We start from the raw sequence: 15,312 nt of genomic DNA on the forward strand, positions 1-15,312 counted from the left end.
AATACCTGGCTGTTTTCATTGGTAGTTTTTATTCTTTAATTATTTTTCCTGTGAACGATTCATTCTCATTTATAACACGTACTATATAAACACCTTTTAATAAACCGCTTATGTCTATTTCAGATTTTTCCTGGAGTAATTGCTGTTGGAGGATAGATTGACCCTGAATGTTATAAATTGTAATTATTGCTTCTTTGTTTTCCTTAAAAGAATGACATTCAACAGTAATCATTGCGGTGGCAGGATTGGGAAAAACAATAATATTTCCCTCATAATTCATCAATTCATTTATTCCAGACACAGCATGAAAATAATAGTGGGTACTATCACCAAGTAAAATGACAGTGCCACCGCTTTCCCATAATCGACCTGTAAAGCTTAGCATAAAATTGTTTTCATCGTAAGTACTGGTATATAGGTAATTGTTCACCCAGGTATTGACATTCCAATCCTGATAAAATTCACTTGTCCGATTATTATTGGCATCAAATGTATACGTGTATCTGCGGTTATTCTCCCAAATGTTGGTATTCCATCTTTGTTCTAATTTAATGGTCAGATTATTTCCGGCGTCATATGTATAGGTATAAAGGTTGCTATTATCCCAGGCACTTTCATTCCAAAATTGCCATAATTCAGTTGTCAGATTATTATTGGCTTCATAGGTATAAGTATAAAGAAAACTATTCTCCCAGGCACTGCCATACCAATATTGCCATAACTTACTTATCAGATTGTTGCTTCCATCGTATGTATAAGTATAAAGGCAGCTATTCTCCCAGGCATTGCCATTCCATTCTTGCCATAATTCACTTGTCAGATTATTGTTGACATCGTACGTATAAGCATACCAGTGTTCATTTTGCCAGGCAATTTCAAACCATTCCTGAAATAATTCACTCGTCCGATTATCGTTGGCATCGTAAGTCCAGGTGTACAGATAGTCATTTTCCCAGGCGCCACTGTTCCAGTTTTGACCTGATTCACTGATTTGATTATTATTTTCATTGCAAGTATAGGTACAAAGTTTATCATTCACCCAGGACGTACCAAGCCAGGTTTGATCTAATTCACTTGCCAGATTATTAAAAGCATCGTAGGTATAGATGATGAGTGAAGAATTAAACCAGGTGCTGGCGTCCCAGATCTGGGATAATTCACTTATTAGATTATTACTGGCATCGTAAGTATTGGTGATAAGGGAGAGATTTTCCCAGGTATTTCCATTCCAGATGCGATATAATTTACTTAGCAGATTATTATTGCCATCATAGACCATATCGGTTATTTTATAACGAGATATCCATACATTGCCGGGTACATTCAAATCCCATGTGTAGATGCTATCATATAACTGGATCAGAGAGGGTCGAAGAGATATGTGATGATTGGCTTGTTCTTGTGAATTCATAGCACTAAAGAAATAGGGTGTCTCCAATTCCTTATTTCTTATCACGCCCTGAAAATTTCCCAATGATTTTGATGTCGGATGTGGTAGGTTAAATGTCGGTTTGTTGATTTGTGCAATAGCATTTATTGATAATGCGATGATTACAAAGAGTAAAGCATTTCTCATTTTAAAGTGATCGTTGGTTTCCCTTCTATATTTTATATCCCTGTATGTCATTCTTTAATTATTTTCCCCACTTCAACGGTCCTATCATTGATGAGCCTGACAAAATAAATCCCGCTGGGCAGATTACTGATGTCAATCACCGTTTTTGAGTCTGTTATCCGGCGATTGATGATCTCCTGACTGTTAAGGTTCAATATTGTTAAAAGCCTTTGTCGAGGTATGTCAGATACTTTGATGGTTAATAAAGTTGAAGAGGGATTAGGATAGATTGAAATTGAATTACCAGTATTAATGTCATTTACTGATATCTCTTCACAAGCCGTAGCAATTTCTTCTTTACTATTACAACCAGTTGCATTATCCCAGATTTCATAGCCACCTAGACTGGTTAAATAATCACAGATGCTTTGCACTTCACAGGTTGACAAAGAATTATTATAAGTCATTTGTAAATATGTAATCGATCCACTATGAATATTGTCCAACCCCACTAGGCTGATCAGGCAGTCATTGTCATGAATTCCAAGTATACCGCCTATGGAAGTTACATTATGCAATCCTGTCAAGCTAGTCAAAGCGAAATTATTCCTGATACTAAGATCACCCCCGATATAAGTTATATCCTCCAATCCTGTCAAATTAGTCAGAGCATTATTATTTCCAATCTGAAGATCACCACCGATTACAGTTAAAACACTTAATCCTTGGAGGCTTGTAATATTATTACCACTTATTATTACATTCCCCTCTATTTCAATGCAGTTGGGATAATTCGTTTGGAAGCTGTCAATATCGACTTGAGTGAAAAAATAATAGTTACCATAGGGCAAACATGGTAAAGTAATACCACAAACATCTGCCAATTCGATGGGGCTGTTACATCCAGGTGCATTATTATAAATATCTACTATTCCGTAAGGATTGGCTAAATAATTACAGATACTTTGTACTTCGCAGATCGATAATGAAGTGTTATCGTGGATGTTCAGATTTGTGATAGAGCCTGCATCAATATTGTCTAACCCCGACAAGCAGGTAATGGCATTATTATTGGTAATAGAAAGGCTTCCACCGATGAAAGCTAAATCCTCCAATCCTGTTAAATTGACTAAGATGTTGTTATTATTAATATCAAGATAATCCTCAATAGAAGTCAAACTCTCCAGTCCCGTCATACTTGTCAGACTGTCGTTGGATTCAATTGATAAGAAATCCCCAATTGAAGTCAAATTTTCCAGCCCCACCAGGCTGGTTAGAGAGTTGTTGTATAAAATAGAAAGACACCCCCCGATGAAAGTCATATTGTCCAATCCCTCAAGATTAGTTAAAGCATCATTATGATAAATTTCGATGTATCCCCCGGATGAAGTCAAGCCTTCCAGTCCCATCATATTCATCAGAGAATTGTTTTCTCCTATTGATAGTACTTCCGAGATTGAAGTCAAACCTTCCAACCCTATTAGGCTTCTCAGTGAGTCATTATAATTTATACAAAGGTTTCCTCCAAGGGAAGTCAAACCTTCCAATCCCTCAAGATTGGTTAAGGCATTGTTGTATGCAATATGAAAATCACCCCCGATATAAGTTATATCCTCCAGTCCTGAAAGATTTTCAAGGACAGGATTCATAATAATCCAAAAATTACCTTCCACAGAGGTCAAATTATTCAATCCACTCAAACTCGTAAGGGCAGAGTTATCTTCATAATAGTCTCCAATAGTAACCTTACCTCCAATAGAGGTCAAATTGTTCAGTCCCGTCAGGTTGGTCAGAGCGATGTTGCCGCTAATTCCAAGATCTCCCCCGATGGATGTCAAATTCTCCAATCCCGTCAGGCTGGACAGGACATAATTGCCACCAATCCTAAGGTCTCCTCCGATAGAATTCAAATTCCCCAGTCCTATTATGTTGGTCAAGGCATAGTTTAAGTAAATTAGAAGGTTATCTCCGATTGAATTTAAATTATCCAATCCTGATAGGCTTGTCAGGGTATCGTTATAATCAATTTCAAGGAATCCCCCGATAGAAGTTAAAACATGTAATCCATTTAAATGGGTAATATCATCTCCCGATATTGTTACATCACCCTCAATTTCCGTGCATCCAGGATAGTTCGTCTGAAAATTATCTATCTGCTCTTGTGTAGCAAATGTAATTCCTTCGGGCAGGCAGCCCTGGGAAAAAAGACCTGTGTTATTAAGGAATACAGTTGTGAGTAAAAGAATAAGTTTTTTCACGACTTTTTCGTTTTGGCGGGATAATATTCAATCCGCTAAGATATGAAATACTGAAGCCAAAAACAAGTACTTTTTTGAGATATTGGTTGGTATAAAAATTATCAGGTGGGAATCTGTTATGCTTAACCCTATTTTAAGTGGCATGATACCCATGTTTTACGCACGATCTCACTACAGGTGGCATAAGACATAACCCTGGGATGGCATCTCATGCTTTAGCATAATGGTAGGTGAATAAGGGCATTTTATATTATCGGAGAGAATGTACTTTCCTGTGTTTCCAGAATTCAAAAAAAATTGATATGGCTTCACTCCATACTCCAAATTGTCTAATAATCCCTGATGCACCGGACACTCATACCGAATTCATTATTGTAAACGTCGCGGCATACATTTGAATTGAGGAAATACAGAGCGCGGTACCAAGCGCAGATGGTAACGTACTCCCTAGTCGACCACCAGGGACCAATTTCGCCAATGTTGCCGAAGAGACCACTGCTGTTACAGCCGCCACCCGGAAGACCCGAAAAACCAAACAAATCGGTGCCGTTCCCACTACTATACCAACCCCAGGTAGATTTAAGATTTAATCCCGCATCAAAACCTCTATAACCCGATTCATCCCACATAAGGTTTCCTATGCCATACTGGCTGTCAACGGCGCCTTCAAGCACCTTCCATTCTTCATCTGTTGGAATATGCCAGTCACTTGGACAGATCCCTTGTGCGCCTTCTGTCGTGACATATTGCATCGCCTCATGCCAATCATACAAGCCCCCGTAAGTGGCACAATTAGCAATATCGTTGTCGTAACAGTACTTTTCTATTACCCCGTCGTCGCTCATTTCCTGCTCTCCAGGTATCATTGTCCCTACGTTTAGGTTTTCTTTCAACCAACACTGACTGAATATCTGAATGGTATTGTAAACCTGTCCTTCGTATTCCACCGTTGGCGTTCCCGGACAGGGGAGGTTGGTGGCAAATTGGAAGGTGTAGGATTGGCTGGCTTCAGGGACATCCAGCATGCCGGATTGAAGTCCGTTGGCGTAACCGATGTAAAGCAGTTTATCTCCTAAGTTGAAGAAGAAGCTTTGAATATCTTCCGTTGCCTTTAGCTGTGGGAATGAATCCTCACTGCCTGCGTATTCAAGTGTACTCGTCCCGCTTGAATTGAACACCGTCTGCAGGATCTTGATGCTGCTGCTCATTCCCTTCCATTGTGCGGTGAAGAAATTAAGGTTTCCGCCTCCGGGCGTGAACCGGAAGGAATGAATCCCTTTATCCAGCACCCTGTCAGTTTTGAGTATCACCCTGCCCAAAATATCCGTAATAATGATACCCACTTCGTCTTTTTCAGGCACAATCAACGATATTGTTGTGCGGTCCGTTACCGGGTTAGGATAATTTTGACGTACCTGGAATAAATCTTCTACCCTACTTGCTTCACCCAGCCCAACATAATACAGGTTCAGGACCGTATCGGGCCAATACAATACCGTATCGCCTCCCTGGGTGCGGTTCATGACCTTAATGCTGTCAAGCTGTGCATAAGTTGCGCTGTCAACAGCAGTGAAGGTCAATTCGATTATTGGACGTTGACCAAATGCCATCATAGATGCAAAGGCAAGGATTAAAAGGAGAGTGATTTTGGTATTCAAAGTCTTTGGATTAGTGATGAAATATTCAGCCTTCTAAGATACGAAGTATTAAAGCCAAAAGCAAGTACTATTTTGAGGTACATGAAGGTTTAAGGTCATTAGGTGGAAATCTGTTCTGTATAACTCTATTTTAAGCTATACCATTCCCATGTTTTATGCACGATCTCACTACAGGTGATATCAGTGCCTCTGGAAAAAATCGAGCGTGTTTTGGCGTTATAGTGAGTTCATGTAAACATGTGGTGTCAGGTTAATCTGGTAATGAGGGATGACATCTCATGTTTTAGCATAACGGTAGATGAATAAGGGCATTTTATATTATCGGAAAGAATGTGCTTTCCTTTGTTTCCAGAATTCAAAAAAACCGATGGGCTTTGCCCCATACCCCAAGTAGTCATGTAGTCAAATAGTCTAATAATCCCTCACGCACTAGACACTAAAACCGTAGATGCTAATGTAGTCGAGCTGGAAATCCATTCCATCTGGTAAAAAGGTAATCGGCCTTAACTCCAAAATTCAAAGAAACTTAACGCAATCTGCATTGAACCGGTGGTAAATATCTTCGGTTCCGTGCAACAGGGCGTTCATCGTTCGTCCTACGGACGCAATGAACGCTTAGTTATTATGAGCTGGTTTGGTTTTCTGTTATTCGTTATGTGTTTTAAAAAGGATCTTTTTCTTCATGAAGTGACTTATAATAAAAAGAATACCCACAATAACGAATGGGAAAGTAATTCCCAGGATGATGCCAAAGCTCATACCAATAGAGTGGTTCATATTATAATTGTGCTGAAAGATAAAAGGGCTCAGCACAAGACCTATTACAATAAAGATGATACCACCAATAAATTCCCATTTCCATGCAACGATAAGGAAGGCGAGTAAAATAAAAGATGGAATGAGATGGATGAAGAAAGCACCAAGTTATTCCCAGTATATGTTATTCCTTAATCAGTTTCTTCTGCATTGTCCAATCTACACAGGAAATTTTAATTACATAAATCCCTTTTGATAAAGAACTAATGTCAATTGCTTTAGATAGATTGTTTAATTTACCTTGTATTACGCACTCTCCAACAACATTGAAAATTTGCATTTTCAAATCCTGATTTTCAGCATACTCAATTGAAACTTTGTTAATTGCAGGATTAGGATATATTTTAACTTTTTCTATATAATTAATATTGCCAAGCCCAGTTCCAATATCCTTCACGCACCGTATGCTAAACCCGTATTTTTTAGTGCCGGGGTTATGGTCAACACCAGCATTTAAATACCACATGTAAGTGCTCCAAGCACTTGATGCATTGTACGCTGTAGCTGTCCACCAAAGACCGTTTTCATGAATGTATTGGAAGTTATTAGTGGGGTCACGCATACCACCAGGAAGACCTGTAAATCCGCTACTATTTGTAGCCCCGGTATTTGGGCTGTTCCAATGCACTATGCCGGCTTCTTTCATTTTGCCTCCGGCAATGGTTAAACCGCCAAGATATGTTTCAGCTGTTTGCCATTCAGCATTTGTGGATACATGCCAGCCTGCAGGACAAATATTGTTGATGTCATTTACTGCATACCAATTGTATAAAGGTCCATAAACCGAATCATATGCAATAGAATCGTTGCTATAATAGCACCTCGCACCCGTTGCCAGGTTAGCCCATTCCGTGTTGTTAAGAACATTGGGTATGGGGACTCCATTGTCGTAATGTGTTACTTTCAGGTTTTGTTTCATCCAAACCTGGGTACCAATAATTACGGTATCATACACATTACTGTCATAGTCGATTACCGTTTGGGCTTGATTTATAAATGTTAAAAATGCAAGTCCTGCAAAAAGTAAAATTATTTTTTTCATAGTCATTAGTTTTAATTGTCATTGTTAATTCTTGTCGTTAATTTATATTGGGCATAACATATATATAAACGCACCTATTCATTTATCCGCCCATTGGGTTTAGGTGCTGTTACCCAACGTAATTATTTCTTTCCGTGTTCAATGCACCATTTTATCTTTCCTATGTTTCCAGAATTTAAAAAATTCGATGGGGCTTCTCTCCATTCTTCAAATAATCAAATTGTCAAATTAACAAATAGCCTAATCATCCCGAACGCAACGGACACTATACCCACTCCCATCCTGAGACGTTACCCGTTCTATATCGGTGCTGTTATAATTCAGCCAACGATCCCATTTGAAGTAAGGATTATACTCAGGCCACGATGAAGTCCAGAAGGAAGCGTATGTGCCCATGGCAGCGAAGTTACTATACACATAATTGCGGTACCCCCCCGGGAGAGCTGTGAAGCCACTTTCGTTGGTTGCACCCCAATTTGGATTAAACCAATGAGTTGTTCCGGTTTCTCTCAGGTTGGCTCCTGCATCAAATCCACGCCACCATTCTTCATCCCATTCAGGATCTCCGACAGGATACTGGCTATCCACAGTCCCTTCGAGTATCTTCCATTCATTATCTGTGGGTATATGCCAATCTGGCGGGCAAATACCTTTTGTGCTCTGCCGTATTGAGTACTGCATCATTTCGTTCCATTGATAAAGACCTCCGTAGATAAAGCAAATGTCTTCCTCATCATTGTAACAGTATTTTTCAATGATCCCATCATCTTCCATTGCTTGTACTCCCGGTATCATTGTTCCCACATTCAGGTTTTCTTTAAGCCAACATTGACTGAATATCTGAATGGTGTTGTAAACCTGTCCTTCATATATAACAGTTGGTGTTCCCGGGCAGGGAATATTGGTAGCAAACTGGAAGGTGTATATATGATTCTCAACAAGTTCATCAAGTATACCGGATTCCAGGGTATCTGCATAGCCAATGTATAGCAGCTCATCTCCAGGATTGAAGGTAAAGTATCGGTTGATTGTACCAATTTTTAGGAGTACCTCCATTCCTTCGCTTCCCATGTATTCAAGCCGGCAGGTTCGTTCTGAACCCATGCCGATGTGGAGGATTTTGATGGAATGACTGGCCCCTTGCAAGGTGGCCGTGAAGAAATAAAACTCCTGGTCCCCAGGTATGAACCGGAAGGAATGATTTCCCTTTTCCAATAGCCTTTCCTGGTTAATGAACTGCCGTCCCAGCACATCAGTAACCCTGATATTTACGTTGTCCTTTTCAGGGACATAAATACTGATGATGGTCTGGTCAACCACTGGATTCGGGAAGTTCTGCATTACCCTGAAATTACTTTCTATATCCTCGTTGTCATGGATACCAACATAATAGAGAGTAAGCACTGTATCTGGGTAATACAAAACTGTATCGCCTCCCTGGGTGCGATTCATTACTTTGATACTGTCGAGCTGGACATAAGAAGTGTTGTCAACAGCCGTGAAGGTTAATTCGATTGTTGGACGCTGACCAAATGCCATCATAGATGCAAAGGCAAGGATTAAAAGGAAAGGGAACATGGTTTTCATAGTTGTTGGATTTGGTGGGAAAATATTCAGCTTTAAAGATACCAAATTCTAAGGCTAAAAGCAAAGAATATTTTCTCTGGAACTATTCCGGGTCCTTTCGGACTCTGGAAGGTTGCAGTGTCAAATTAATCATCCGGAGTTATAATTGTACCATCTTGATTCGACTCCAAACCGATAATATCTATCTCCTGATAATCTTAAGATTCAGTGGTCTATTTAGGATAAAAGCCTGACTATTCTGGCACTTAATTCTTCCAAGCCAGTTATTACTCCGTTATAGACCATAGTTAAAAATGACATTGATAAGCCAATATACAAAATTGATCAACTTGTCGTATCTTTATATACTTGTTCAATAATTAAAATCATTAGCCATGTCCCGAAAATATAACATCCTGTTGTTTTCAGTCTTGAATTTTGTACTGAATAGTTCAATCCTTTATTCTCAGATCTATCTTGACAGCACAGCCACAGTGGAAGCCAGGACCGAAGATCTGTTGCAGAGGTTAAGCCTCAGCCAGAAACTTCAGTACATCGGCGGGTATAATGATTTCTACATCAGAGCGGTTACAAACCCGGCCATACCCATGATCAAGATGTCAGACGGACCCGTTGGTGTGAGGACATGGGGACAAACCACAGCCTATCCTGCCGGGATTTGTTCAGCTTCAACGTGGGACACTGCGCTGATCAACGGGCTGGGAGTTTCATTAGGCAGAGATGCCCGTGCAAGGGGGGTGCACATCCTGCTGGCGCCAGGTGTAAACATGCACCGTGCACCTATGTGCGGCCGTAATTTTGAGTATTTTGGTGAAGATCCTTTTTTGGCAGGGGAAATAACAGCTGCATATATCAGGGGCGTGCAAAGTGAACGCGTCATAGCCACAGTCAAGCATTTTGCAGCCAACAACCAGGAATGGGACCGCAATATAGTTAGTTCCAATATGGAGGAACGCACCCTCCAGGAAATTTATTTACCTGCATTCAGGGCGGCTGTGGTAAACGGAAAGGCCGGAGCCATTATGTCTGCCTACAATTTATTAAATGGGAGTTATTGTTCGCAAAACAAGCACCTGCTTACTGAGATACTGAAACAGGACTGGAATTTTGATGGTTTCGTGATGTCAGACTGGGGCGCAACGCACGATGGGCTGAAGGCAGCCCTCGCAGGGCTTGACCTTGAAATGCCATCAGGTGTTCACATGAACAGTGCCATTCTTTTGCCTGCTATCAACAACGGGACATTGAACCCATCGGTTATTGACGATAAGGTGAGGCGAATCCTCAGTACATTATTCCGGTTTGGTTTTTTTGACCATCCGCAGCTTGATCCGTCTATTCCACTGGATAATCCTGCCAGCGCTGCAGTCTCGCTGAATATTGCTCGTGCAGGTATTGTCCTGCTTAAAAACGAGAACAATATCCTGCCCTTCGATAAAAACAACATGACTAAGATCGCTGTCATTGGACCAAATGGAAATAGTTACGTTGCAGGCGGGGGCAGCTCTTATACCGACCCATTTCATTCGGTAAGCGTGCTGAGCGCCATAGAGTCAATTGCCGGACCTGGCATCACGGTTACATTTGACAAAGGTTTTACCGATGATGATACCGTTTTTCAAACATCCCAGTTTTATATTGGTAGCGGGTCAGGCCAGTCGGGACTGCATGCCGAATACTTCAACAACCAGAATTTATCTGGTACAGCCTATTATATAAGTACAGACAACAAGGTTAATTTTAATTGGGGTGCAGGTAGCCCTTCCATTGCAGGATTTCCGGCAGACCATTTTTCGATACGGTGGACCGGTGTGATTCGTCCCCAATCAACGGGAAATTATGAATTTATTTTGCGTTGTGACGATGGCGGCAGACTTTATCTTGATAACCAGTTAATCATCAACCAGTGGCACGACCAGTCAGCTACGACCTATCGCACCACCATGGTATTTGTCGGGGGTACCGAGCATAGCATTAAAATTGAATATTATGAAAATGGTGGTGACGCTGAAATAAGGGCGGGATGGCACCTGCTGGATTTTACTAATTCGCTGGCCATACAGCATGCAGCAGAAGCCGATGCAGCTATTGTATGCGCCGGCTTCAACAGCGATCTTGAGAGCGAAGGCTTTGACCGCACATTTGAGCTTCCAGCTTTACAGGACAGCCTGATTAACGCTATTTCCTCAGTAAACCCCAGGACAATTGTTGTCCTGAATGCAGGTGGGAATGTTGCAACATCTAACTGGCTTTCGCATGTGAAAGGATTGTTGCATGCCTGGTATCCGGGTCAGGAAGGCGGAACTGCTGTTGCAGAGATCATCTTCGGAATAACCAATCCATCGGGTAAGTTACCGGTATCATTTGAGAAACGATGGGAAGATAACCCCACATTCAACAGTTATTATGATGAAAACCATGACCAGAATGTTTATTATTCAGAAGGATTGCTGATGGGCTATCGGTATTACGACACAGAGAATGTAGAACCATTGTTTCCTTTTGGTTATGGGCTTTCATATACTACATTTGAATACGGCAATCTTTCCATAACCCCGGATACAACAGGTAACCCAAATGAAATTACGGTCAGCTTTGATGTGAAGAATACCGGTAGCCGCGATGGAGCAGAGGTTGCCCAGCTTTACATCCACCAGCCTGTTTCGAAATTGATGCGCCCTTTCAAAGAATTGAAGGGTTTCTCAAAAGTATCCCTGCTTGCAGGTGAGACAAAGAACGTGAGCATCACTTTAGACAGTAGTTCATTCTCTTACTATAAGACATACACTAAAGCATGGGGACTAGATTACACAGATTTTGTGATAATGGTTGGTGCTTCTTCTCGAGATATTAGGCTAACAGGGTATGTAGAGTTGACAAGTCCTGATATAACCAAACCCCAGGTAACAGCGCTGACACCTACTGACAGTACTTCCAACCTGAGCAGCCATGTGGATTTTGTGATGAATTTCAATAAACCTGTTAATTTCAACCAGGATAAAATGATCATTATTAGGGAATACGCCACAGATAAAGTGAAAGAAATTATAAATGCCGGGAATATAGGTGGATCGGGAACAAGTACCATTTCTTTCTTCAATAATTACAGTCTTTCACTTAACACAAAATACTATGTGGTGGTCGATTCTGCTGCATTTCTTGATCTTTACGAAAACGCATTTGCTGGTATTTCTGACAAAGATACCTGGTCGTTTACAATAACTGTGAGCGGAATGGGGAGTATTAACGGCAATGCGCCTTTGCTAAATGTTTACCCCAATCCGGCGAAAAATGTGCTTATGGTTGAATACCGATTGCCATCCAAATACCAACCTTCTTTGCAAATTGTTGATATTTTCGGAAGGGTTATGGTCACGATGAATCTCTCATCAAACCTTGCCGGTACAAAGGAATTCGAATGCTCGGCGCTAAAAAGTGGCATTTATTTCGTAAAAATAACTTCGGAAAAGGGAATCCTGACCAGTAAAATTGTTAAAGAATAGAAATTTGGGGAGTAAGAGGCAGCGTGTATTATGTGCCCTTATGGTTAATATCTTATGATCATTAAAGCTTTTAAAATGCACTATCATTCAAATCATAAAGCTGGCAATATCATTATGCTGACGTTGCTTTCAGGAATTTTCACATGCCTCCTGAATTGCAGCAACAATGATAATTCCGAGCATCAGGAACCACCAGTTCAAACCGACATTGGTAAGGCACATGTCTGGCTGACCAAAGGTGATAAAACAAAGCTCTTGAATAAAGAAGGTGATCTTTCAATCAAGGAGCAGGATTCCTCTAATTGGCCAGTCATTGTGGTGGATACGACCATCGCGTTTCAGGCCATGGAAGGATTTGGGGCAGCCCTTACCGGTTCCTCAGCTTACCTGCTTCACAAAAAGATGAATGCAGCGACGCGGCAAACGACACTTCATAATTTATTCGATCCGGTCAGCGAAATAGGTATTTCATATCTGCGCCTTACAATTGGCGCCTCAGATTTTTCTCTTTCTGATTTCACTTATGATGATATACCAATATCCGAAACCGATTTTGACCTTAATCAGTTTTCACTTGGGCAGGATTATGAAGATGTGATTCCGGTTTTGAAAGAAATCATTCAGATTGCACCGGACATAAGATTGATAGGTTCGCCCTGGAGCCCGCCACCCTGGATGAAAACCAACGGCAGCATGAAAGGTGGAAAACTTAAAACAACCTGCTATGATGTTTGTGCTGACTATTTTGTCAGGTATATCCAGGAGATGAAAAACGAAGGGATCACCATCACGGCTATAACACCGCAAAATGAACCGCTTTATTTTACGGCAACCTATCCATGCATGGAGATGCAACCCGGGGAGCAACTGGATTTTATTAAAAACCACCTCGGGCCAAAATTTGAATCGGCAGGTATAGACACTAAAATCATTATTTACGATCACAATTGGGACAATATGTCTTACGCTATTTCCATTCTTAATGACCCTGAGGCAAGTAAATATATTTCCGGCACGGCTTTTCACGCCTATGCAGGAGATGTTTCGGCCATGAGCACGGTTCATAACGCACACCCGGATAAAGACTTATATTTCACGGAGATTTCCGGTGGCGCATGGGCTACAGATTTTAGCTCTAACCTGATGTGGTTCATGAGGAACATTTTAATAGGTACGGCTTTGAACTGGTCGAATACCAGTATTTTCTGGAACCTTGTTCTCGATCAGAACTATGGTCCTCAAAATAATGGATGCTCCAATTGCCGCGGCGTAGTGACGCTCAATCTACAGAACGGGCAAATCACCAAAAATGAGGAGTATTATTCCATCGCCCATTTTTCAAAATTTGTTAGACCAGGGGCAGTCAGGGTTTCGTCAGATGTGCCTCTTACTTTGGTAAATATCGGCGTGGTGGTCTTTTTAAACACCGACGGGACAAAAGTCCTGGTTGTCAGTAATTACGGCTCTAATTTTAAAACATTTAGCGTAAAACAGGGTAAAAATAATTTCGACTATTCCATCGCACCGTTATCGGTAGCCACTATTTTATGGTAATACCATCCCCAGGGAATCACAAAAAAAACAAGATTTTAGGGGGTTATAATTTATTTTCTCAGCATAAAAAAAGTACTTTCTTTTCTCCTTTGCAGCATAGGCAGGTTTTCTTTCATCTATTTCAAGTTGATTTCTATTTTTTACTTTTGCAACTTAAAATAATTTATTTCTTTCTATCCTTTATTGCTTTAAAAATTTGAGTTAATAATACTCCTGATAATACTCCGATAATAAATATTGATAGAAATTCAACAGTCCGAATACTTCCTTTAGAAAAAATTATAAAATAATTCCCTAATGAAATTATTAAAAGAACGGCTGGAATTACAATTACTTTATTTTTCATCTTTCATCCTATTTTTTAATACTCGTATGGCTTTTCGGTAGCGCCCCGTTTTTAAAGTGTGTTCTGGTTTCCACTTTAATTTTTTTTATAATGGATGGTCAGTTCGATTTTAGACCGCTGTATCATTTTTTTAACTTGCCCATAATGAAAGTGTATACGGTTGTATTTATATTTCACTTATCAACGCGCTCAGTAAAATTAAACATATTCAACGATTTTAAATCGGTACGTTATTTTGACGGATCTGATACGGATGCCATCTCTTTTGAGAGATGTCATCCGATTTGTCCGGATGACATCTTTTGCAAAGATGGCATCCGTGTCTACTATAAAACGCAGAAAACGTGAAGTGTTTTCGTATTTGTACGGCTGGCGCCACACAAAGCGTTACTTATCAGGCGAAGCTGCTTTCGGTTCTGGTTTGTATAATGCAACGGTTCAGCGGTAAGAGGCAATTGTCGAACCTACCATGCCGTTCCCACCGATTTGTGGAAATGGACAATCTTCCAGTCCTTGCCGCGTTTCTCCAGAATCCAGCTGCAGCGTACTGGCAGCTGCATGACTTGCCCTTCCATTGTGGATTTGAAGTCCCAGAGGCAGGTAGCCCACGCAAACTGTCCTTCGGGTGACAAATTGATGGTGACATCGCTAGAAGTTATCTTTGTCTCTGACAAAGCAGCATTTTGAGCTTCAATTAACTTTCTCAAAGTATCCCACCCGACAATGCGTTCGTTAGCGCCAGTACCGAAGTTCACCATGTCGGTGTCGTGAATGAAGATTTTGCCATAGAGCTCAATGTCTTCATTCTCAATACTTAGTATGTAACTATCGAGGACAGCGTTGATTGCTGACTTCTCGGCTGCAGTGTCTACTGCCCTTTGGCAGCCCATGACCAGCGTCAGAGCTGTGATGATGAAGATAATGGATACATGTTTCATGATGCAACTCCTTTTAATTTTATTGTTTGCTTAAAATTAAAAATAATTTTCCTTT

At 40.7% G+C, this 15,312-nt stretch carries 10 protein-coding genes; 3 read left to right on the forward strand and 7 right to left on the reverse strand.

Features of this window, described 5'->3' with window-relative positions; translation table 11 throughout:
• Window positions 1–28 precede the first annotated feature (28 nt).
• The 3 genes from NT175_03465 to NT175_03475 all read right to left on the reverse strand — a co-directional run bounded on the left by NT175_03465 (window position 29) and on the right by NT175_03475 (window position 5,471).
• Window positions 29–1,627 (reverse strand): T9SS type A sorting domain-containing protein, encoded by a 1,599-nt coding sequence (locus NT175_03465; protein MCX6233766.1) that lies wholly within the window; start codon window positions 1,625–1,627, stop codon window positions 29–31.
• Window positions 1,624–3,813 carry a T9SS type A sorting domain-containing protein gene (locus NT175_03470; protein ID MCX6233767.1) on the reverse strand — a complete coding sequence of 730 codons (2,190 nt, stop codon included), beginning with the start codon at window positions 3,811–3,813 and terminating at the stop codon, window positions 1,624–1,626. The genes NT175_03465 and NT175_03470 overlap by 4 nt, the downstream gene beginning before the upstream one ends.
• A 329-nt stretch (window positions 3,814–4,142) precedes the next feature.
• Window positions 4,143–5,471, reverse strand: coding sequence for a hypothetical protein (locus NT175_03475; GenBank protein ID MCX6233768.1), 1,329 nt, complete (start codon window positions 5,469–5,471; stop codon window positions 4,143–4,145).
• 570 nt (window positions 5,472–6,041) lie between these two features.
• Here NT175_03475 and NT175_03480 point away from each other — a divergent pair.
• Window positions 6,042–6,356 carry a hypothetical protein gene (locus NT175_03480; GenBank protein MCX6233769.1) on the forward strand — a complete coding sequence of 105 codons (315 nt, stop codon included), beginning with the start codon at window positions 6,042–6,044 and terminating at the stop codon, window positions 6,354–6,356.
• Window positions 6,357–6,411: 55 nt separating this feature from the next.
• Here NT175_03480 and NT175_03485 read toward each other — a convergent pair whose 3' ends face one another.
• Both NT175_03485 and NT175_03490 read right to left on the reverse strand, forming a co-directional pair.
• A complete protein-coding gene (locus NT175_03485; protein ID MCX6233770.1) occupies window positions 6,412–7,329 on the reverse strand; it encodes a T9SS type A sorting domain-containing protein in 918 nt (305 codons plus the stop codon).
• Window positions 7,330–7,569: 240 nt separating this feature from the next.
• Complete coding sequence (locus tag NT175_03490; protein ID MCX6233771.1) at window positions 7,570–8,916, reverse strand: hypothetical protein; 1,347 nt, start codon at window positions 8,914–8,916, stop codon at window positions 7,570–7,572.
• Window positions 8,917–9,290: 374 nt separating this feature from the next.
• Here NT175_03490 and NT175_03495 point away from each other — a divergent pair, with 374 nt between their 5' ends.
• Window positions 9,291–12,419, forward strand: coding sequence for a glycoside hydrolase family 3 C-terminal domain-containing protein (locus NT175_03495; protein ID MCX6233772.1), 3,129 nt, complete (start codon window positions 9,291–9,293; stop codon window positions 12,417–12,419).
• A 75-nt stretch (window positions 12,420–12,494) separates the two neighbouring features.
• Window positions 12,495–13,973 carry a glucan endo-1,6-beta-glucosidase gene (locus NT175_03500; GenBank protein MCX6233773.1) on the forward strand — a complete coding sequence of 493 codons (1,479 nt, stop codon included), beginning with the start codon at window positions 12,495–12,497 and terminating at the stop codon, window positions 13,971–13,973.
• Window positions 13,974–14,136: 163 nt separating this feature from the next.
• Here NT175_03500 and NT175_03505 read toward each other — a convergent pair whose 3' ends face one another.
• Both NT175_03505 and NT175_03510 read right to left on the reverse strand, forming a co-directional pair.
• Window positions 14,137–14,319, reverse strand: coding sequence for a hypothetical protein (locus tag NT175_03505; GenBank protein MCX6233774.1), 183 nt, complete (start codon window positions 14,317–14,319; stop codon window positions 14,137–14,139).
• Between the two features lie 464 nt (window positions 14,320–14,783).
• Complete coding sequence (locus NT175_03510) at window positions 14,784–15,257, reverse strand: nuclear transport factor 2 family protein (GenBank protein ID MCX6233775.1); 474 nt, start codon at window positions 15,255–15,257, stop codon at window positions 14,784–14,786.
• Window positions 15,258–15,312: the final 55 nt, after the last annotated feature.

Source organism: Bacteroidota bacterium, from assembly GCA_026391695.1.
Classification (GTDB): Bacteria; Bacteroidota; Bacteroidia; order Bacteroidales; family JAGONC01; genus JAPLDP01.

What these genes read in the sequence shown, in the direction of transcription:
- NT175_03465 (MCX6233766.1), bottom strand. Translation starts at nt 1,627, where the DNA reads ATGACATACAGGGATATAAAATATAGAAGGGAAACCAACGATCACTTT.
- NT175_03485 (MCX6233770.1), bottom strand. Translation starts at nt 7,329, where the DNA reads ATGAAAAAAATAATTTTACTTTTTGCAGGACTTGCATTTTTAACATTT.
- NT175_03490 (MCX6233771.1), bottom strand. Translation starts at nt 8,916, where the DNA reads ATGAAAACCATGTTCCCTTTCCTTTTAATCCTTGCCTTTGCATCTATG.
- NT175_03495 (MCX6233772.1), top strand. Translation starts at nt 9,291, where the DNA reads ATGTCCCGAAAATATAACATCCTGTTGTTTTCAGTCTTGAATTTTGTA.
- NT175_03500 (MCX6233773.1), top strand. Translation starts at nt 12,495, where the DNA reads ATGCACTATCATTCAAATCATAAAGCTGGCAATATCATTATGCTGACG.
- NT175_03505 (MCX6233774.1), bottom strand. Translation starts at nt 14,319, where the DNA reads ATGAAAAATAAAGTAATTGTAATTCCAGCCGTTCTTTTAATAATTTCA.
- NT175_03510 (MCX6233775.1), bottom strand. Translation starts at nt 15,257, where the DNA reads ATGAAACATGTATCCATTATCTTCATCATCACAGCTCTGACGCTGGTC.